Source organism: Massilia sp. YIM B02763, from assembly GCF_030412015.1.
GTDB lineage: Bacteria > Pseudomonadota > Gammaproteobacteria > Burkholderiales > Burkholderiaceae_D > Telluria.
The window spans coordinates 387,724-407,663 of sequence record NZ_JASNRD010000003.1; the positions used below are offsets into that span (position 1 = coordinate 387,724).

Here is a 19,940-nt window from a genome sequence, read left to right on the forward strand (position 1 = left end):
ATGACCCACTTCTACCGCCGACAGCCGCCGCGCGGGGCGAAGGTTGCCGGCGGCTCGCCGCTCGGGCGCGGCATTACAGCGCATTTCCCCTTCAACGGCACCCTGGCGTCGGCGGCCCGAAATCGAGGCCGGGCGCCGGTCGTCACCGCCGGCCCGGCGCTGCGGGCATCCGCTGCAGGGTGGTTCGTGCAAGGCAACGGATCCGGCAAGATCGTCTATCCTGACCTGCTGCCGTCCGCAATGGGCGTGGCCGGCGCATCACCGCGCACGATCGTTGCCGAGTTTTACATGGGCGACACCTCCGCGTCGAAATGCGTGCTCAGCTGCGGCGACACGTCCGCCGGCATGCGCACGCAGTTCACTCTGCTGACGAACAACCAGTACCGTAGCGTCCAGCTGGCGACGTACGGCAACGACGTCAATTACAGTCCGTTCAGCACGGGCGGCACGGGCGCCAAGGTATTCCTGATCGTCGCCTACGACGGCAATACGACGCTGACGTTCCGGTCTTGGTCGAGGCTGGACTCGACTGGCGAGGTAGTGTTCAACAGCCAGACGTCGACGCTGGGCGGGCCGCTCAACACCGGGAATACCGTGCCGCTGAACCTGATGGGCGGCGGCACATACGGGTTCGCGCCGATGGTGACGGCGCTGTACCACCTGTCGATCTACGGCGGGCGATGCCTGACGCCGGCTGAGATGGACCGGCTGTATGCCGACCGCCACCAGGTGATGTCGGCACCAGTGTCCTTTCCGTACGCGGCGCTCGCAGTGCCTGCGCCAGTCGTTCGGACGTTGAGTGCCGACACTACGGGCTTCTCGCTGGCGGCTGCGGCGGCGGCAATACGGGCATCGCGACGCATCGCAGCGATACCAGCAGGGGTTTCCACCATCGGGGCAGCCGTCGACATGCGCGCGGGTCGGCGCCTGCCAGCGGCCCTAGGTGGCTTCGACCTGGGCATTGCAGGCGCCCAGATTCTCGTCTCCCGGCGGCTCTCCGCTGCGGTCGGCGCACATGCTTTTTCGGGCAACGGGACTTCGCTGCGCGGCGCTCGAAAACTCGCAGCGGGCGGCGGGATATTCTCGATGGCCGCCCGTCCTGTGGACATGGTCTACGTTCCTGGTGAAGCAAAACAGGAATATGTGCTGGCGGCCGCGGTCGGTACGTTAGAGCTTACTGGCTCCGTTGCGGCACTGCGGGCTCGGCGAGGAATTGTCACAGGCGCAGGGGTGTTCTCTTCGGCGGGATCAGGAGTGCGCTTGGCGGCTGGTCGGAAACTGGTCTCGACTTCAGCTTCGTTTGCACTACAGGTGTCGGTGGCGGCCCTCCGCGCGTCCCGCTACGCGCCAGCAGAGCTGGGCATATTCAATGGCGTCGGCGGCGATGTGCGGTTGCGCTACAGCGCCCAGATCGATTATGCGAGCGCGCCGGCGGGCCCAGGCTACACGCCGCAGCGGCACTACAACGAAAGCCGACCGGCTGCGACCAGTTCGCCCAGGCCGGCAGCAATTCAAAGGAATTATCGATGAGCACACGACTGATCTCCCCACCTGTGGGGTTAGCAGTGTCTTTGGCAGACGCGCAGCTGGCCGCTCGCGTGGACGTCGACGACCAGGGTAAGTCGCCGCTCGACGCCGAGATCCTGCAGGCCATTCGCACCTACACGGCCGAAGCGGAGATGAATACTAAGCGCGCCATCATCGAACAGACGTGGCGCGTGACGCTTGATCGGTTCGACGGCTCGATCAAGTTGGCTAAGGCCCGCGTCCTGCAAGTCGAGCACGTGAAGTTCTACGACAACGACGGTGTGCAGCAAACCCTGAACCCTGACCACTACCAGGTAGACACCGAGAGTGAGCCTGGCTACGTCGTCCCGGCGACAGGACGAGCCTGGCCAGCAACGGCGAGCCGGATCAACGCGGTCGAGGTTCAGTACAAGGCCGGTTATGGACCGGACGATGCGTCGGTTCCGGACGGCATCAAAGGCTTTATCCTGGCGCGCATCGCCGAGCATTTCGAGACGGGCGGGCAGCCGAAGAACGAATTCGTCAAGCGGCTGCTCTGGCCGTATGTGGTGTACGCATGAAGATGAACGACCGTATCACGTTGCTCAAGCGCGAGTCCGGTAGGAACGCAGCCGGTCAGCCCGCGGAGACCTGGCCAGACGTCGCGACGATCTGGGCCCACGTCAAGTTTGAAACGGGGGCCCAGGTGTTACGCGCTAATGCCGACATTTCTGTCGTGCGCGTGTCGATCAGGATCCGCGTGCGCGCCGACGTCGACCAAACGTTTCGCGTTCGCCACAAGGGCGTCGAATACGACGTCAAGTCTGTCATCCCCGATTCCAGCGATCGGGCATTCATGTTCCTCGTGTGCGAGGCCACTAGATGATCGAATTCGACACATCGGCTTTGCTGCGTGCCGTTACCGATACTGTCAACGAGGTGCGCGATTCGATCGACGAGCCGACGCTACGCGCGGTCGGTTTCGTCGGCGCGGACCTGTTCAGGGAGCAGGCTAAGACAAACGCCCTGTCGCATGCGAAGACCTACACAATTCATCGCAACATCATCGTCAAGCGCGTTGAAGAGCAATCTGACGGCGCTAACCGCCAGGTCTACCTCGTGACCGTTCGCAAGGGCGATTACGGCGGTGGGGACGCGTATTACTGGTCCTGGGTCGAGCATGGCCATAAATTCGTTCCGAGGAACACAAAGGTCAGCAAGCGCACCGGAAAGAAAATCAACTGGGCGGCGCACCGCCGCGCGGCAGAGCTCGAATACGGCACTGCGACGGTACCGGCGTACCCGTTCATGCGACCGGCCTACGAGAGTAGAAAAGCTGATGCAGTGGATGCGATGACGGCAGAACTGAAACAGCTACTAGAAAGGAACGCGACCCGATGACTGTTCATGTGAAGGTGCGCGAAGCTCTGTCCGGCCTGGCATGCGACCAGGTGTTCCCCATCGTTGCACCAGAGGGGACGCTGCCGCCCTACGTAGTGTTCCAAGTCGTGGGCGGCGATCCGCAAGAGTTCATCACCGGCGAGAAGCCGGAGAAGCGACAGCGGCGCTTGCAGGTCAACGTGTGGTCCGAGTCGATTATCGAGGCTGAGGACATTGCGCAGCAGTCGGAAGACGCACTGCGCGCCGCCGGCCTTCAGGCCGAGGTCTTGACGGTTGCAGCTGACACCTACGATGAGACCACGAAGCGCTGCGGCAAAGTCCAGGAGTTCTACCTCTTCTGCTGATCACCTCCAATTTCAAAGCGAGCCGCCCGAGCAATCCGGCGGCTCTTTTTTTGCCCGGCTCCCGGGCTCTTTACCTGAAAGGCCCTTTCCATGGCAGTTTCCATCCCCAACGGCGCGACGTTTGCTGTCGCTTCCGCCTATGCAACCGCGGTCGGCGTCACCGCTGCAAGCAACGCATCGGAATGCGTACTGACGACTGCAGCAAATACCCTGGCGGTCGGCGACTTCGTCGAGTACACCAGCGGCTGGCCGCGCGCGAACCTGCGCGTATTCCGTGTGAAGGCCGCCACCAGCACGAGCGTCACCCTGGAAGGTTTCGACACCACGGCGACCAAGATCTTCCCGGCCGGCGGCGGCGTCGGTTCGGTGCGCAAGGTCACGACCTGGGTGCCGATTCCGTTCATGAAGGCGTTCGAGGTTTCGGGCGGCGATCCGAAGTACAACACCGAGGAATTCCTCGACTACCCGGACGAGATGCAGATGCCGAACGGTTTCTCCGCGGTGTCCGTGACCATGACCATCGCCGACGATCCCACGCTGCCGCACCACAACGTGCTCCAGGCCGCTACGGACAACTCGGCTACCGTCGCCGTGAAGGTCGTGCTGCCGTCCGGCGCGCCGATTCTTTACTCGGGCCTGCCGGGCTTCAACCCGAACCCGACCCTGGGCAAGGGTAACGCGATGGTCGTCAAGTGCGGCCTGGCGCTGCAGGGCCGCCCGGTCCGCTACGCGTCGTAACAGTGTTGCCAGCCAGCGTCATGCGGTTGGCGCTGGCCTTTTCGCCGCGGGGTAGCTCCTCGCGGTCTTTTTTACCTACCTCTGAAAGACAAAAATCATGGCACAGAAAATCAAGCTGGGCGCCCGCCCGAAATCGTTCACCCGTCTGGTCGCATTTCCGATGATCGAAGGCGGCGAAGATGGCTGCATCGAAGTCCAGTTCAAGTACCGCACCCGTAAAGAGCTGGCGAAGCTGACCGACGAGGTTCAAGGTGCTCGCCAGGCCCTGCATGACGCCGATATCGAAGCCATCAAGGCCAAGGCCGACAAAAACGAGCCGATCGACGTGTTCAAGCAGTCGGACATGATCGACCGTGACATTTCGCTGACCGTCGACTACCTCATGCAGGTCATGGACGGTTGGAACCTGGACGAGAAGTTCGATCGTCGCGCGCTCGAGCAGTTGGCTGACGAGGTACCGGCGGCATTGCGCGCGATCGTCGACACCTACCGCACCGCGATCAACGAGGGCCGCCTGGGAAACTAAGGGAGGTCGCCGAGGCCATGTTCACGCCGCCGCCAAGTGAGCATGAGCTCGCGGCGGCCGGCTTGACGCTGGAGGATCTACAAGGCGCCGACGTTGAAATTTGGCCGGAGAACCAAGGCGCCTATTTCTTGTTCGCCCAACTGCAAACGCAGTGGCGAACAGGAATGAGCGGGGCCACTGGCCTCGACTACAACACGTTGTTTCACAAGATGGACCGGATGGGCCTCGAACCTGACGAATACGAGGATCTTGAAGACGACGTTCGAACGATGGAGTTCGCCGCTCTCGAGGCGATGAACAAGAAAGACTAACCGGCCGCTTCGCGCGGCCGTCTTTATTTGGGCCTGCGCATGACCGAAGTCGTCAATCAAGCAACTATTCTCGTCACAGCCGACGCTACGGGCGTCGAGGCGGGCTTGCGTCCTGCGGTAGCGGCTGCCCAACAGGCAGGCCAGGCGATCTCCCGCGTAGGCGATGGCGCTGCTGGGGCGTCGCGCAGCGTCGAAACGGCTGGGCGAAGCATCGTCTCATCGATCCAGCGCGCAACGGTCGCCTTGGAGTCGGGCAGCCGGACGTCGGCTGCGTACTTCGAACTGCTGGCCCGTCAGAAGGGCGTCGATCCTTCGATCCTGGCTCCATACATCGCCCAACTGCGGGCGGTGGAGGATGCCCAGGCGCGCGCCGCTCAGGCAGCTAGTGCCCAGCAGGCCGCGCAACAGCAGACTGCTGAAGGCATTCGTGCTCAGGCAGCGGCACAGCGAGAGCTGGCCCAGGCTCAAGCGACCCGAGACAATTTCGTCGCATCTCTACGAGAGCAGATTGCACTGTTCGGCGCGTCGACTGAGCAGGCGCAGCGATACCGCGCCGCCCAGATTGGCGCGTCGCAAGCTGCGGAGCCGCTGATTGCGCAACTCCAGGCGATGCGCTCGGCCCAGGAGCAAGCCGCCCAGGCCCAGCGGGACAGCGCCGAAGCCGCGAGGCAACAAGCGGCCGCACAGCGCGAACTGGCCCAAGCGCAGGCGAGCCGCGACGCGTTCCTTTCGAGCCTGCGCGAACAGATCGCCTTGACCGGTCGCACGACTGAGGAGACCTTGCGCTATCGCGCGGCGCAACTCGGCGTATCGCAGCAGGCCTCGGCGCTGATCCTGCAACTGGAGAATATGCGTGCAGCGCAGGACCAGGTCGCCGCTGCCGCCCGGGCCCAAGCACAGGCACAACGCGAAGCGGTCGCCGCCCAGGGCCGTAGGGATTCGTTTATCGCCGATCTGCAGCAACAAGCTGACGCGATCGGCCGCACTCGCACCGAATTGCTGGAGCTGCGTGCGGCGCAGCTTGGAGTCGCCAACCAGGCTGCGCCGCTGATCGCCCAGCTGCGGGCCGCTGAAAATGGCCTGAACCACACCGGCATGTCAGCACGCGCCACCGCGGCCGCCATGCGCGGCGTGCCGGCACAGCTGACCGACATTGTCGTCAGCCTCCAAGGCGGCCAGGCCCCGCTTACCGTGCTGCTGCAGCAGGGTGGTCAGCTTCGCGACATGTTCGGCAGCGTTGGCGGTGCGGCGCGCGCGCTTGGTTCTTCGGTGCTGGGCCTGATCAATCCCTATACGGTCGCAGCTGCAGCCGTCGGCGCCCTGGCTTATGCCTATTACAAGGGCAGCAAAGAGGTCGACGCATACAATCGGTCGATCATCCTGTCCGGGAACGCAGCAGGCACGACGGCAAGCCAATTGGCCGACACCGCACGGGAAATCAGTAAGTCGGTTGGAACCCAGGGCGACGCAGCTGCGGCACTCGCAGAGTTGGCCGGTACCGGTGCGGTCAGCTCGCGAAATCTCAAGCAGTTTGGTGAAGTGGCCGTTCAGGCCCAGAAGTACATCGGCCGCAGCGTGGAAGACACGGCCAAGGACTTCGCTGAACTCGGCAAGTCGCCTGTCGAGGCGAGTCTCAAACTCGACCAGGCGTACAACTATCTGACGGTTTCGGTGCTCGACCAGATCAAGGCACTTGAGCGCCAAGGGCGGGTAGTGGAGGCCGGCGAGATTGCCCAGCGAGCCTATGCGACTGCTTGGGCCAGCCGGTCGGAACAGATGAAGGAAAGCCTCGGCACCATCCAGCGCGCCTGGATGGATACGAAGGACGCCGCCAGCAAGGCGTGGGACGAGTTCCTTGGTATCGGTCGAAAGAAGACTACCGGCGAACAACTCGCTGATGTCCGCCGACAGATCGCCCTGGCGAAACAGGCGCCCATCGATACGAGCACGATCAAGGGCTATGGCGATGAGATGCGTCGTCGTGAGGCGAAGAGCAAGCTGCCGAGCCTGGAGAAAGAAGAGTCGAAGCTGCAGAAGGATCTCGACGCTGAGAACCTGCAGGCGCAGCAGAAGGAGCGCGAGACCGCGCTGAAGAAAGCATCGGCTGCGTGGGACGTCATCATGGAAGGAGCGCTCAGCCGCGCGGACGCGAAGAAGCGTCGAGTGACGCAGATCACCGAGGCAGCCAAAGCCGCCGGGACGTACGCGAAACCGGAGGATCTGAAGGCCGCGCTGCGCAAGGTGGATCAGGAATTCGAGTCGCTGGACAACCCCGCGCTTGCCAAGGCCGAAGGACAACGAGAGGTCGCCAAAGCGGCGCTGGCCGGCGAACTGCAGAATCTCGAAAGCCGGCACAAGCAGCTTCTTATGAGCGAGGCCGAGTACATCGCACAGAAGCGTGATCTGCAACTCAAGGAAGCCGACATCGATATCGCCGGCATCCGTGCGCGCGCCCAGCACGACAAAGGCAAGGAGGATCAGTCCGCATACCAGAAGGACATTGCTGACCTACAGGTGGCCGTCCAGCGTCGAAAGAACATCATCGACGGTGCGAAGAACGACACCGATGAGTTGGGCACGGCGCGCAAGAAAGCCGTGGCCGACTTGGTGCGTGGTTGGGATGACACGATCGCTTCGGAGAGTGCAGCAACGTCGATCGAGGTCGACCTTTTCGGAAAGTCTTCGCAGGCGCGTGCCGTGGCCACTGCACAGATGAAACTCGACGTCGATGCCCGCAAGCTGATCGATGACCAGAAGCGAAGCGGACACCCTCTCACCGAGAGCGAGATTGCCGATCTGAACAAGGAAACGGCGGCGCGTAAGGAAAAGCTGGCAGCAGTGATGAACGAGCGCGCCGCAATCGCCGCGGCAAGCCAGCTGCGCGACCAAAATCGGAAGACGGCAGCCGAGTCGATTTCCGATCCGGCCGCGCGTCAAAAGGCGCTGCTGGACATTGAGGCGGACCAGTGGCGCGATCTGATCGCGTCCGCAAAGGAAGGGTCGGAGGCGCAGAAAAAACTGAAAGCCGAGTTCGACACCTGGTATGCCAACGGGCTCAAAGTGACGATTTCGGAAGCGGACGTTGCTCGAGCTAAGGGGCTGCTCGACATCATGTCAGCGCTTGACGATTCGGCAAAGTCTGCCGCGGAGGGCATGGCGAATTCGTTCGGCAAGGTGGGAGCTGCCATTGGTGAATTGACCACAGCGCTTAGCGGATACCAGCGGACGCAGGCTGCAATTGCGGCAAAGCTCGCATCTGACAAACTCGACGCGCGCGGGGATGAAAGCAAGATCCAGAAGGCCAACGCCACAGCCGCCGAGGCTTCAGCGCAAGCTCAGATGAAGAGCTACGGCGACGTAGCTGGCGCTGCAAAGAGTTTCTTCGATGAAAATTCGAAGGGCTACAAGATCATGGGGGCAGTGGAAAAAGCCTACCACGCTGCCTCTCTTGTGATGAACGTGGAGCTGATGGCGCAAAAGCTGTTCGCCACGAACACGGTCACCACTGCAAAAGCTACCGCCAACGCGATCGAGATCGAAGGGGCTGCAACAACTACCGGCGTAGTGCTCGGTGCGGAATCGGCCAAGTCCACCGCGTACGGCGTCACGGCGCTTGCTGCTGCGTTGGCTGCACCGTTCCCGGCGAACATCCCAGCCTTTGCCACTGTCGCAGCGATGCTGGCGGCGATCGGCGTTGCAATCGGTGGTGCTGGTGGCGCTGGAGACAAGAGTCTGTCGCAGCAGCGTCAGGAGACTCAGGGTACCGGAACCGTTCTGGGTGACAGCAGTGCGAAGTCGGAGTCGATCCAGCGTGCTCTAGACGCCGTGGAGAAAAACACCTATCAGGGCTTGGCGATCAACACGAACATGTTGGTCGCCCTGCGGAGCATCGATAACAACATCGTCAGTTTCGCGAGCCAGTTGGTGCAATCGACGGACGTGACAGGCAAGTACGCTGCCACTACCGGCACGATGGGCGGGTTTGTCGGTAAGATCGTCAATGGGCTGTTCGGCGGTAAGACGTCGGTCCAAGACACTGGCTTCACCCTGGACCCGACTTCCTTGGGCGCCGCGCTGGCCCAGGGCGTGCAGGCCTACCAGTATTCGGACATGCACAAGTCCGGCGGCCTGTTCGGCAGCAGCAAGAATTGGACGGACAAGACGGCATTGGGCGATGAGGCCAACCGTCAGTTCGGCCAGATCATCGGGTCGCTCGCCAGCAGCATTACGGACGCGGGCGGCCTGCTTGGGCTATCCGGCAAAGACTTCACCGACAAGCTGGACAGCTTCGTCATCGATATCGGCAAGGTCAGCTTGAAAGACCTAAAGGGCGATGAGCTGCAAAAAGAGCTGCAGGCTGTGTTTTCGAAGCTGGGTGACAACCTGGCGCAGTTTGCTGTCGGTGGGCTGGAAGGCCTGCAGAAGGTAGGAGAGGGGTACCTCGAAACCCTGGTGCGCATCGGAACCGAATATCAGACCGTCGACGTCGTGTTCCAGTCGTTCGGCAAGACATTCGGCATGGTGGGTGTTGCTTCGGCAGAGGCGCGGGACCGTTTGGTGCAGTTGGCCGGCGGTCTCGACGAGTTCACCAGCCAAGGTGAATACTTCCTAACCAATTTCTTCAGCGACAAGGAGCAGGCGGAAGCACTGCGCGCGAGGATCGAGCCGACCCTGGCTAAGAACGGACTCTCGAGCGTCGGCGACGATGTTGACAAGCTGTTCCGCAACTTCGTCGTCGGGCTGGACACTACGACCAAGGCTGGCGCCGAGACGTACACCGAGCTGATGGCAATCGCGCCGGCGCTGAAAACGATCGTCGATGCGCAGAAGGATGTACTCGACGAGCGTACGGATCTGCAGGAGCAGCTCGACGAGCTGACGCTGACGTCGTCCCAACTCCAGATCAAGCAGCGGGAGAAGGAGCGGGCAGCGCTCGATGCCTCAAACCGTGCACTTTATGACCAGGTCAAGGCGCTGGAGGACCAGAAGGCAGCAATCGAGGCGAACAAGGACGCTGCCTCGACGCTGCTGGGAGGTGTAGACGGTGCCTACTCGGTGCTGCAGAAGGTCGTGGCGCGCGAGAAAAGCGTGTTGCAGGAGCGGATCGACAAAGAGACCGAGGCGGTCAACCGTCTAAAGTCGCTTTCGGATTCGATCCACAGCACGCTCGACAGCATGAAGGTGCCGGGTACGGAGCTGTTCTCGCGTCATGCGGCGCAGGCGCAGATTCGCGGCGCACTTGCGACGGTCCGGGGCGGTGCGCAGCTATCCGACGACCAGATTAAGTCGCTGGGCCAGGCGTTCAGCACGGTCTCGCAGGATTCGACCAAGCTGTTCGCCTCGAAGGACGACTACCTCTTCGACCTGCTCACCACGCGGAATGATATCGCCCAGCTGGGCGACATTACCGACGATCAGCTGACCAACGAGGAGAAGTCGCTCAAGGAGCTGCAGGACCAGACCAAGGCACTGGACGCGACCCTAGAGAAGTATCAGGAACAGATCGACATCCTCAAGGGCATCAGCACGATCGGGCTGAGCATCGAAGACGCCATCAGGGGGCTCAACCTGTCGATTTCGCTCGCTCAGCAGAACTCGGCAGCGGGGGCGGCTAGTGCAATCAACGGTGCCTACCAGCAGTACCTCGGCAGGGCGCCGGATCAAGCGGGCTTCGAGTGGTGGCAAAACGCCGCCGCCGGCGGCACGCCGACGTCGCAGATCGTGGACGGCATCAAGAACTCGACCGAAGCCAACCTCAAAAATTTGTACGAGAGCGTGCTTGGTCGCGCCCCGGATGCCGAGGGTCTGGCCTTCTGGATGAATGCCTACGGTCCCACGATGAGTGAGGCCGAGAAGGCGGATTTCCTGAAAGGTGCGAAAGCCGAGCTGGATGCGAAAGCGGCCGGCAAGCAAGACGACTGGCTGAAGGAGCACGGCGTCCCTGGTTATGCGTCGGGCGGTATGTTCGGTGGTGGCTTGCGGATCGTCGGCGAAGACGGCCCCGAACTGGAGGCCACGGGGCCGGCGCGGATCTGGAGCAGCAACCAGACCGCGGCGCTGCTGTCGCGAGCAGCGAACCCTTCGGAAAACTCGGCAGCGCTGGCTGAAACGGTGCGCACGCTGAACGCAACTGTCGCAACCCTCAAGGAGGCAAACGCAGATATGGCAAGAGATATGAAAACCATGGCTCAGGCCCTGAAGGACGCGAGTCCGAACGGTCAGTTCCTGCGTGTGAAGGTGGTCAACAATTGAGCGGCCTGTTGAGCGTCTTGGTGCCGACCACCATCACGGCCGCCATGCTGACCAGTACGACGGCGACGAGTGAGGGCTACGCCGCATGGGACAAGACGAAGACCTATGCGGTGGGCGACTACTGCTACAGCGCGTCGACGCAGCATAACTATCGCAGCCTGGTCGCGAACAACCTGAATAAGGATCCGACCGATGCGGTCAACCGCACCGCGGCCACCAGTTCCAGCATCGTGTATTGGCAGGATCTGGGGCCGGCGAACCCCTGGGCGATGTTCGACAAGAAGATTGGCACGGCCACCACGGCCAACGGCAATCTAACCGTCGTGCTTCGCCCGGGCGCATTCACCGACTTCTATGTAGTCGGTGTCGAAGGGGCGAATTCGCTTACGGTGACAGTGAGGGATGCGGCTGGCGGCGAAGTTGTGTACACAAGCACGACAGCGATGGAGGCCAGCGCGCCGGACGATTACTGGGAGTACTTCTTTGACCCCTTTGAGTCTCAGACTGATCTTCTTCTTACCGGCCTGCCGCCGTATGGGACTGGGGAGGCGACGATTACCCTGGCCGGTGGCGGCACCGTCAAGTGCGGTGCGATGGCGGTGGGAGCGGTAAAGGTGCTAGGCAAATCCAAGGCTGATGCTGAGGCCGAGCCGACCTCGTTCGCCTTCATCAATACGGACCAGTGGGGCGAAACAGACATCGTTGAGGGCCCGTCGGCGACGAATCTATCCGTGCAGGCCACGACCGACACCCGCGACGACGGCCGCAAGGCCCAGGCAATCGTCACAAGCCTACTTGGCAAGCCGGCCTTCTGGTTCTGCTCCGATCGCCCAGACGCCGCCGGCCTGCGCACCTGGGGCCTCGGTTCCGGGCGGTTCTCGTACAACAGCGAGCGCTGCACCATTTCTTTGACAGTAAAGGGCATGATCTAATGGCAACGTCACCGCCACCAATCTCTCCGTTCACCGGCTTGGCGCCGCAGCGGAAGGACAAGACCACCTTCAGCGATCGGTTCGACGCCTTTGTCACCTGGATCATCGCGTTCGTAAGCCAAATGGCGGCGCTGTCCCTGAACATCTACAACAACGCACTGGAAGCGTTCCAGAGTGCGGCTACTGCGACCAGTGCTGCGGCGGCAGCAATGGCCACGGCGAACGTCACTGTGTGGGCTAGCGGCGCGACGATTCCGCAGTATGCCTCCGTCATCTCGCCAGCGAATGGACGAACATACCGGCGCAAGACACCAATGGGCTCGGGCTCAGTAGACCCTTCGGCAGATCCGACGAACTACGAGCCCCTATCCGTTCTCCCGCAGGCGTTGGTAGCACTTGCTTCGGTGACGGTAACAACTGCAGTGGCGCAGATCGATTTCTTAACCTTGTTCAGCGATGACTACGATAAATACGTCATCGAGGTGGAGGGATTGACCCATAACGGCGGTGGGACCGATTTCCCGTGGGTGCGATTCGCAGTTGGTGGGGTGGTAGATGCAAATTCCAACTATATCGCAATGGCGCAAAGCAGCGGTTCAGGTGCGAATTCCAGTGGGCTGGCGTTTGGCGGCAGCATGACTGCAGGTACGGTATCGCTCTATCAAGATTGTACCGGGACAATTGAAATCTATAACGCGCGGTCGACAACCAGGTCTAAAGCCATGTCGTCGCGCGGCACTGTTGGCGGAACAGCCTGTTTTCTTGCAGGCCGCTACGGATCTGCTTCTCCGCTAAGCGGCTTCCGACTTTATATGAGCTCTGGCTCAAATATTAGCGCCGGAACAGTGCGTGTTTTCGGCGTGAAAAATACTTTAGGGTGAATTTAATGGTGCTCCAAATATTGGACAACGGCGTTTTGCGTAGCGCTACTCTTGAGGAAGCGGCGGAGATCGAAGCGCGTTCGCAAACTAACATAGATATGCTGCGTGCAGCAAAGAACAACGAGATTAATGCATGGCGTAGCGCGGCAAACCTTGCGACGTTTCCGCATGCGGGCAAGCTGATCTCGTGCGACGAACTGTCCCGCTCGGACATTGATGGAGTCGCGAACAACATCGCGCTGTTCGGCGAGTTCCCGGCCGGCTTCCCCGGCGGGTGGAAGGCGACGGACAACACGATGATCCCTCTGCCCGACGTCGACGCGTTCCGGGCGATGTACGCCTCGATGACGGCGCAGGGGGCAGCGAATTTCAACCGCGCGCAGGAACTGAAGGCGCAGCTGGCGGCCGCCAGCACGCCGGAGGCGATCGCCGCAATTACCTGGAGCGATGAATGACCCTTCGTGCCGCATTCTACAAAGCTACCCATCCCGGCCTGCCGGGCGTCTACAACCGCCTGGTGCGCTGGTGGACGCGCAGCGAGTACTCGCATGTCGAGCTGCTGCTGGCCGGGCCCGGCGGCTACGATTCGAATCGCTACTTCGCCGCATCGGCGTCGGCCATGGATGGTGGCGTGCGGTTCAAGTACATCGACTTCGACCCGGCGCTTTGGGATTTCATCGATCTCCCTGAGCAACTGGCTGACGACGCCTGGAGATGGTTCCTGGCGAACGAAGGCGCAGCCTACGACTACATGGGGAACGTGCACTTCGTGCTGTCGCCCGTCGCCGGCAGCAAGCGCAAGTGGTTCTGCTCCGAGGCCGTGGCCGCGGCGCTCGGCATCCCGGATTCCGGACGCTTCGATCCTGGCACGCTGCACGCGGCCCTGACCTTTCTGACCAAGCCCGCCTCGAGCGGGCTTTTTAACGCCCACTCCAATGGCCACAATCTTCATCGATCCGAGCGCGTCGACTAACGGTGCGGGTACGGCTGCCAGTCCATACAACACCTGGGCGAGCGTGCCGATCGCAGCTGGCAACGCGTACAAGCAGAAGCGCGGCACGATCTGGAGCGGGGCGTTCCCCAGCCTGGCCAGCGGCACGAGCGGCAACCTCACCACGATCACGGCCTACGCGAATGCCGACGGCACGGATAGCGTGGCGCTGCCGCAGCCGATCATCGACATCGGCGACCGTATCATGCCTGGCACGCTCAACGGGCCTAAGACGTTCACGCTGTGGTCGAATGTCGATATCCGATGCGCGCGCTCAAGCATCGCGAGCGACGTGCCGATCATGTGGGTCGGCAGCGACGTCGAAATTTCCGACTGCACGCTGACGACGAACCTCACCGCGCTGTATGGCGAGAAGTGCAGCCGCGTCAAGATCCTGCGCAACAAGATCCGCTGCGCGACTGCGGCGACGTCGACCGCCTCGATCAATGCGATCGTGCTGGCCGGCTCGCAGGCGCTCGACGACAACGTCATCGACCGCAACGACATCTTGGTCGGTGACGGCGGCCCGGCCGGTGCGCACGTCATCAAGGTCTCGGCCGCGGTGCCGATCACCAGCCTGCAGGTGACGAACAACAAGATCCGGACGGCGAGCGGGCTGCCGACGACGCACGTGGACAAAGCTGGCATCTTCATCGGGTGGGCCTACGGCGCGAGCTTGTTCGGGCCTACCGGCACTGCGGCAGCCAGCATTGTCGTCTCGGGCAACGATGTCGCAAACCTAGTCGATGGCGTCTTCCTGTACACGGCCAGTAACGTCTGGACGCACCACAACACGTTCGACAATCAGGGCAGCTTCGGCGTACACGTAACCGGGAACACCGCTCACCCGTCGAGCGGTTGCATGATCGAGTGGAACAAGTGCCGCTGGGCCGGGCGCAACCTTGCGCCGTTCTACGGTCGCGGGATCGAGCTCTCGGGCGGCAGCGCGCTGGATGCGTGCTCCGGCCACGTGGTGCGGTTCAATGACTGCAGCTACGCGAAAAACTGGGGCGGCCCGCTCGACAACATCACCGAGGGCGTCGGGATCGGGCTGGACGACGCGACGGCCGGCTGCCAGGTATACGGCAACCTGATCCGGGGCACCGAGGGCAACGCCATCCAGTTCTACGGCGGCACCTCGGCGCCGGCCGACACGGGCGGCCACACCATCGTGGGCAACTTCATCATCGACTGTGGCCTGGGCAGCTACCGCAACCGCCGCACCAATCCGGTGCTGACCGGCTGCGCGGCGATCAGCACCTCGAAAACCCAAGGCTCCAGGACGGTCATCGCCCACAACGTGATCATCGGCGGCACGGGCGGCGTGCGCTTCGACGCCAGCAGCTCGAACGTCGAGATCTTCGGCAACGTGTTCAAGCGGCAGACGGTCTATGCGATCACGGCCGCGAGCACGGCAGGGATCCGCGACAACTGCTACGACCCTGCGATCCCGAAGCAGATCGGCAACCTCACGATGGACGGCAGCGGCACGCCCACGCCGGCGCTGCTGTCGACCGGCGCAACTGGAGACAAGACGGCTGACACCTTGGTCGATGAGTCCTTCAACGCGCTGACCGGCTCGCCCCTGCTGGACATGATCTTCCGGAAGGGCGTGCCGTTCGCGCCTCTCATGCTCGACCTGGTCGATGGATAAATCTCGGGCCGCCTTCGGGCGGCTTTTTTTCGCCCAATGAAAGGCAAGCATGATTCAAGTAACTCCGCCAACCGCAGGAGAGGCCGGCAGCTACGCCGGCGCTGTCGTGGCGATCGTCGCGTCGTTGACGCTCACGCAGTGGGGCATCCTCGTCGGCATCTTCACAGCCCTGGCGACGTTCCTGCTGAACGCCTACTACATGGACCGGCGCGATCGCCGCGAGCAGCGTGAAAGCGATGCCCGCATGGCAGCCGGGCTGCCGGTAGGGAGTGGCAAATGAGTCCGCTGCGCCTCCTCAACCTGGCCATCGTGCCAGCGCTGGCCGAGCTGGCGAAGTCCGGCATCGCCGATACCGCCGATGCACGCCGGTTCGTCCTGGCCATCGCCCTGCAGGAATCCGGCCTCGCCCACCGGCGCCAGGTGCTCGCGGGCGGCGCCGAGAACGGTCCGGCAGCATCGTTCTGGCAGTTCGAGGCCGGCGGCGCTTGCAAGGGCGTGCTGACGCACCACCTTGCCGCGTCGACCATGCGCGCCGCGTGCGTCGACTTCAACGTCGAGCCCACGCAGCAGGGCCTGTGGGAGGCCATGCGCTACCACGACATCATCGCCGCGATCGCGGCGCGCCTGCTGATCTACACGCTGCCGTACAAGCTGCCGATCACGGCCGCCGACGGCTGGGCCCAGTACACCGCCGCCTGGCGCCCGGGCAAACCCCATCCCGAAACCTGGGCCAACGCATGGGCGCTGGCCACACTCACCGTAGGAGCGAACTAATGGAACCCGTATCCCTGGCGCTGGCACTCGCTCAGTTCGCGCCGTCCCTGATCAAATTCTTCACCGGCAGCGACAAGGCGGCCGTCGTGGCCGGCAAGGTGATCGACATCGCCAAGACCGTCACCGGCGCGCCGAGCGGCGAGGCTGCGCTCGATGTGCTGAAAGTGGACCCGGCGAAGGTGCTCGAGTTTCAGCAGGCCGCCATGCTGAACGATGCCGATCTGACCAAGGCATTCCTGGCCGACGTGCAGAGCGCCCGCGCGCGCGACATCGAATTGCACAAGGCAGGCTTCGGCAATCGCCGTGCCGACGTCATGGTGGCGCTGGACGTGCTGGGCCTGATCTCCTGCCTGCTGGTGCTGGTGCTGTACCGCGAGGCGCTGCCTGGTGAAGTGGTGGGGCTGCTGTCGGCGATCTCCGGCATTTTCGGCGCCTGCCTGCGCGATGCGCACCAGTTCGAGTTCGGCAGCTCGCGCAGTTCGCAGATCAAGGATGCGACCATCAGCAAGCTGACGAGCACGTGATGGAAATCCACGTGATCACCCATCGCGGTGCCGAGCTTATCGCGCAGGTTGTCGGAGGCCAACTCACTATTGTGCTGCCTCCAGCGGTCTCTTCACCTCCGTTGTTACCCTCAGTTCAAGCGAGTGCAGTATCGCAAAAGCTATCGAGTCCAGAGGTGAATTCGTGTCACAAGTCACATAAAATCGTTTGCCGAAACCGTTAGGTTTAGCTAAACTAATCGGGCAGGCAAGCGCAGGACTTGTAGAGGTCGCCGAAAGGTGGCAGCCCGAACGGGTGGGATCCTCGAACCTGGGGTCTGCAACTATTTCTGAGGGCTCACCAACATGGTGAGCCTTTCTTTTTCCGGTGCTGCGCACCAGAACTTCATCCCATACCCGTCGATGCGTTGCTTGTTCCTGAAGATCACGGGAGCCAGCATCTTCAGGTAGCGCTCTTCGACGTCACCGTATCGCGATAGGTTGCTCGCGAAGAAAGCACTTGAGGCGACGGCGTCAGCAAGCTGGAGTCCAGCGAGCTTGTCGTGGTTGACAGCTTGCACGCGTGCTGGATCGATCGCTCCCCAGTCAATATGTATGCTCTGCGTGTTGGCGGATTGAACTAGAAGCAAGCCCAGGTACGCACGCAAGTCGTCGTAGGACATGGCAGACCGGTTGGAAAACACTAGGTCAGCCTTGCATTGCCCATTGTTTGAGTGATTGCGGCAAAGCCAGCTGATGCGCTCCACAAGCAATCGCGTGCAGTAGCGGTAGAGCTTGTGAGCCTCTTGTTGAAACGTCTCCGGATTGTGAATGGTGGGCTTGTGCACCATAATGTTCACAGTGCGCACTGGTAGCCCAGCAATGATGCGAACCAGCGGTAGGCGCTGTTCATGCTTCAAGTCGCGGAAGTGAAGCGTGTACTTATCCGGCTTGCTCAAAATTTGTCGAACCTCGCGTGCCGCCGCGACCAGCTTCAGATCATTCGTCTTTCGCACCACCGTTGCGGACAGCACGAACCAGTCGGAACTACCTTTCCCCCCGTCGCGGAATTTGAACCCCTCGTCACCCGCCTCATCGATATACGCCACAAAGTCGCAACTCATACCAGCCCAAACGTTAACTGTTGTTAACAATCCTAGCTGACCAAATCGAGAATCGCAAGTGCTCGTCTACACCAGTTCTCTTTCGTTTGGTCAATGTGCGGTCAGTGATAAACCTATGCTGGGACTTTACTTCGATGACATAAGTCTACACGAAGCATCTCCTAGCATACGCTTGGCATTTAGCATTAATCTCGTTAAAGCATAGGCATAAAACTGTCTGCGAAAAAAAACCATCAACACACTTCATTGTGGTGTTGAATGATGGATGCCGTTTTCATAGGGCGAAGCGGACTGGAATTAGAAGTGGAAAAAAACACTGTATTAATAACAGAGCACAGCGCCAGAATTGAAACTGAAAGAGCTGCGTACTTTGTGATTCTGAACGCGATTTCCCCGTTTTTCACTCGCTTCCACTCTAGCTTTAATACTCGCTGAGCTTCTTTCATCAATTCTTTTTCGTGGATGGAATCTGTGTCTAACGTATCTTCTTTGTCATTCTCGACTTTCTCTTTCTCTTCCTCTTCTTTTACCATGTTTATAACGTAATTTTCTACTAGCATTATCAATTTCGCATGCTCTTTGGGATTGAGACGAAGTTTGATCCTAGTACCTAGGGAGCGAAGATGAGCCATTCGCTCGTGTTGGCCGGTCATAAATTCATGCTTTTGGTGCGGCATTTCTTCCGCGTAATAAGAGGCCACTGGCCTTCCCCCATCGATACGGACACTTCCGTTAGGCGCATTTTAGATTTTCAAACTGTACTGGGCTGATGTAGCCGAGAGTGGAATGACGCCGGCGTGGATTGTAGAACCTTTCAATATAGTCGAACACATCAGCGCGTAAATCATCCCTGGTCCGGTAATGCTTTTTGCTTAAGCGCTCGGTCTTAAGCGTCGAGAAGAAGCTTTCCATTGCGGCGTTGTCCCAGCAGTTGCCGCGACGGCTCATGCTGCAAACGATGCCGTGGGATTCGAGCAGGCGCTGGAAGTCCTCGCTCGTGTATTGCGAGCCTTGGTCCGAATGATGCAGCACGGCACGGGGCCGGCCGCGACGGAAAATTGCCATCAGCAGTGCATCCATTACCAACTGCGCCGTCATCGTCGGTTGCATCGACCAGCCCACCACACGCCGTGAGTACAGGTCGAGGACGACAGCGACGAATAGCCAGCCTTCGCCGGTCCAAACGTAGGTAAAGTCCGCGGCCCACTTCTGGTTCGGTCCCGTCGCTTCAAACTGCCGGTCCAGCAGATTCGGCGCAATCGCGTGGACGGGTGCGTCAAGTTGTCTTGGTGCCCGAAGTCGCTTATGGCGGGCCTTGATACCCGCGGCTTTCATCAGCCGTGCTACACGGTTCTCGCTGCAGGAGAAACCAGCGTCGATAAGGTCTCGGACTACGCGCGGCGAACCATATGTGCCGTCGCTGGCTTCGTGGCTGTTCTTGATTGCCTTGAGCAGCTCGGCATTCTCGCGTTCGTGAGCACTCGCCGGCCGTCCAAGCCAATCATAAAAGCCGCTGCTCGATACGCCGAGTAGACGACACATCGTTCGCGTTGGCCAGATGGTTCGATATTTGGCGATGAAGCCGTACTTCACTTGAGGTCGGCTGCGAAGTAGCCGAGCGCCTTTTTTAATATGTCGCGCTCCGTCTTCACTTTCGCCAGCTCGCGCCGCATGCGCTCATACTCCTGGGCTGAGACCTTCTCGCGCCCGACTGCGACCTCAGCATCGACGTTGGCATCTCTATACCACCGCCCCAGCAAATTGGCGCCGATGCCCAAGTCACGGGCTATTGCCGCCTTGCTCGCGCCAGGCTGGCCTACCAGCTTGACTGCTTCGCGCTTAAACTCTTCTGAAAACACCCGTCTTTCACGTGCCATGTAATACCTCCGATAGGGACATCATACCTATCGAAAGTGTCCGTCGTGGTGGGGGAAGGCCACACTGAAACAAGCTCCCCTACGCCAGCAATATATTCGGCCAGTTCATTACGCAATGCGTCGACCCATGCCTGCCTAAATTCAGAA

Annotated in this window: 20 protein-coding genes; 17 read left to right on the plus strand and 3 right to left on the minus strand. The window is 61.1% G+C overall.

What is annotated here, in order from left to right:
- The 17 genes from QPK32_RS07425 (at position 1) to QPK32_RS07505 (ending at position 16,834) form a co-directional block, all read left to right on the plus strand.
- Positions 1-1,530 (plus strand): hypothetical protein, encoded by a 1,530-nt coding sequence (locus tag QPK32_RS07425; RefSeq protein ID WP_290412140.1) that lies wholly within the window; start codon positions 1-3, stop codon positions 1,528-1,530.
- On the plus strand, positions 1,527-2,087 hold the full coding sequence (locus tag QPK32_RS07430) for a hypothetical protein (protein ID WP_290412141.1): 561 nt from the start codon (positions 1,527-1,529) through the stop codon (positions 2,085-2,087). Before QPK32_RS07425 ends, QPK32_RS07430 begins: the two co-directional genes overlap by 4 nt.
- Entirely contained in the window at positions 2,084-2,392 is a 309-nt protein-coding gene (locus QPK32_RS07435) for a phage head closure protein (RefSeq protein WP_290412142.1), read from the plus strand. The genes QPK32_RS07430 and QPK32_RS07435 overlap by 4 nt, the downstream gene beginning before the upstream one ends.
- Complete coding sequence (locus QPK32_RS07440; RefSeq protein ID WP_290412143.1) at positions 2,389-2,907, plus strand: hypothetical protein; 519 nt, start codon at positions 2,389-2,391, stop codon at positions 2,905-2,907. Before QPK32_RS07435 ends, QPK32_RS07440 begins: the two co-directional genes overlap by 4 nt.
- Positions 2,904-3,251 carry a DUF3168 domain-containing protein gene (locus QPK32_RS07445; protein ID WP_290412144.1) on the plus strand — a complete coding sequence of 116 codons (348 nt, stop codon included), beginning with the start codon at positions 2,904-2,906 and terminating at the stop codon, positions 3,249-3,251. The genes QPK32_RS07440 and QPK32_RS07445 overlap by 4 nt, the downstream gene beginning before the upstream one ends.
- 90 nt (positions 3,252-3,341) lie before the next feature.
- Positions 3,342-3,989 (plus strand): phage tail protein, encoded by a 648-nt coding sequence (locus QPK32_RS07450; RefSeq protein WP_290412145.1) that lies wholly within the window; start codon positions 3,342-3,344, stop codon positions 3,987-3,989.
- A gap of 97 nt (positions 3,990-4,086) precedes the next feature.
- A complete protein-coding gene (locus tag QPK32_RS07455) occupies positions 4,087-4,515 on the plus strand; it encodes a phage tail assembly chaperone (protein WP_290412146.1) in 429 nt (142 codons plus the stop codon).
- 17 nt (positions 4,516-4,532) lie between these two features.
- Positions 4,533-4,826 carry a DUF1799 domain-containing protein gene (locus tag QPK32_RS07460; protein WP_290412147.1) on the plus strand — a complete coding sequence of 98 codons (294 nt, stop codon included), beginning with the start codon at positions 4,533-4,535 and terminating at the stop codon, positions 4,824-4,826.
- 39 nt (positions 4,827-4,865) lie between these two features.
- On the plus strand, positions 4,866-11,078 hold the full coding sequence (locus tag QPK32_RS07465; RefSeq protein WP_290412148.1) for a phage tail length tape measure family protein: 6,213 nt from the start codon (positions 4,866-4,868) through the stop codon (positions 11,076-11,078).
- On the plus strand, positions 11,075-12,010 hold the full coding sequence (locus QPK32_RS07470) for a hypothetical protein (RefSeq protein WP_290412149.1): 936 nt from the start codon (positions 11,075-11,077) through the stop codon (positions 12,008-12,010). The genes QPK32_RS07465 and QPK32_RS07470 overlap by 4 nt, the downstream gene beginning before the upstream one ends.
- Positions 12,010-12,891: a hypothetical protein gene (locus QPK32_RS07475; RefSeq protein WP_290412150.1), complete on the plus strand. Its 882-nt coding sequence runs from the start codon at positions 12,010-12,012 to the stop codon at positions 12,889-12,891. The genes QPK32_RS07470 and QPK32_RS07475 overlap by 1 nt, the downstream gene beginning before the upstream one ends.
- Before the next feature lie 5 nt (positions 12,892-12,896).
- Positions 12,897-13,346 (plus strand): DUF4376 domain-containing protein, encoded by a 450-nt coding sequence (locus tag QPK32_RS07480; protein WP_290412151.1) that lies wholly within the window; start codon positions 12,897-12,899, stop codon positions 13,344-13,346.
- The gene (locus QPK32_RS07485) at positions 13,343-13,864 is read left to right on the plus strand and encodes a hypothetical protein (RefSeq protein ID WP_290412152.1); all 522 of its coding nucleotides are present in this window, start codon (positions 13,343-13,345) and stop codon (positions 13,862-13,864) included. The genes QPK32_RS07480 and QPK32_RS07485 overlap by 4 nt, the downstream gene beginning before the upstream one ends.
- Positions 13,827-15,536, plus strand: a complete 1,710-nt coding sequence (locus tag QPK32_RS07490) for a right-handed parallel beta-helix repeat-containing protein (protein ID WP_290412153.1) — start codon at positions 13,827-13,829, stop codon at positions 15,534-15,536. The genes QPK32_RS07485 and QPK32_RS07490 overlap by 38 nt, the downstream gene beginning before the upstream one ends.
- A 49-nt stretch (positions 15,537-15,585) precedes the next feature.
- A complete protein-coding gene (locus tag QPK32_RS07495) occupies positions 15,586-15,816 on the plus strand; it encodes a holin (protein WP_290412154.1) in 231 nt (76 codons plus the stop codon).
- Complete coding sequence (locus tag QPK32_RS07500) at positions 15,813-16,310, plus strand: hypothetical protein (RefSeq protein ID WP_290412155.1); 498 nt, start codon at positions 15,813-15,815, stop codon at positions 16,308-16,310. Before QPK32_RS07495 ends, QPK32_RS07500 begins: the two co-directional genes overlap by 4 nt.
- Positions 16,310-16,834 carry a hypothetical protein gene (locus QPK32_RS07505; protein ID WP_290412156.1) on the plus strand — a complete coding sequence of 175 codons (525 nt, stop codon included), beginning with the start codon at positions 16,310-16,312 and terminating at the stop codon, positions 16,832-16,834. The genes QPK32_RS07500 and QPK32_RS07505 overlap by 1 nt, the downstream gene beginning before the upstream one ends.
- A gap of 302 nt (positions 16,835-17,136) precedes the next feature.
- Here QPK32_RS07505 and QPK32_RS07510 read toward each other — a convergent pair whose 3' ends face one another.
- The 3 genes from QPK32_RS07510 to QPK32_RS07520 form a co-directional block, all read right to left on the minus strand.
- The gene (locus QPK32_RS07510; protein ID WP_290412157.1) at positions 17,137-17,901 is read right to left on the minus strand and encodes a DUF3800 domain-containing protein; all 765 of its coding nucleotides are present in this window, start codon (positions 17,899-17,901) and stop codon (positions 17,137-17,139) included.
- Between the two features lie 248 nt (positions 17,902-18,149).
- The gene (locus QPK32_RS07515; RefSeq protein ID WP_290412158.1) at positions 18,150-18,617 is read right to left on the minus strand and encodes a hypothetical protein; all 468 of its coding nucleotides are present in this window, start codon (positions 18,615-18,617) and stop codon (positions 18,150-18,152) included.
- 31 nt (positions 18,618-18,648) lie between these two features.
- Positions 18,649-19,793 (minus strand): IS3 family transposase gene (locus tag QPK32_RS07520; RefSeq protein WP_290412159.1). Its coding sequence is split into 2 segments (ribosomal slippage): positions 18,649-19,535 and positions 19,535-19,793, totalling 1,146 coding nucleotides; the frame shifts between segments, so codons are not numbered across the junction.
- Positions 19,794-19,940: the final 147 nt, after the last annotated feature.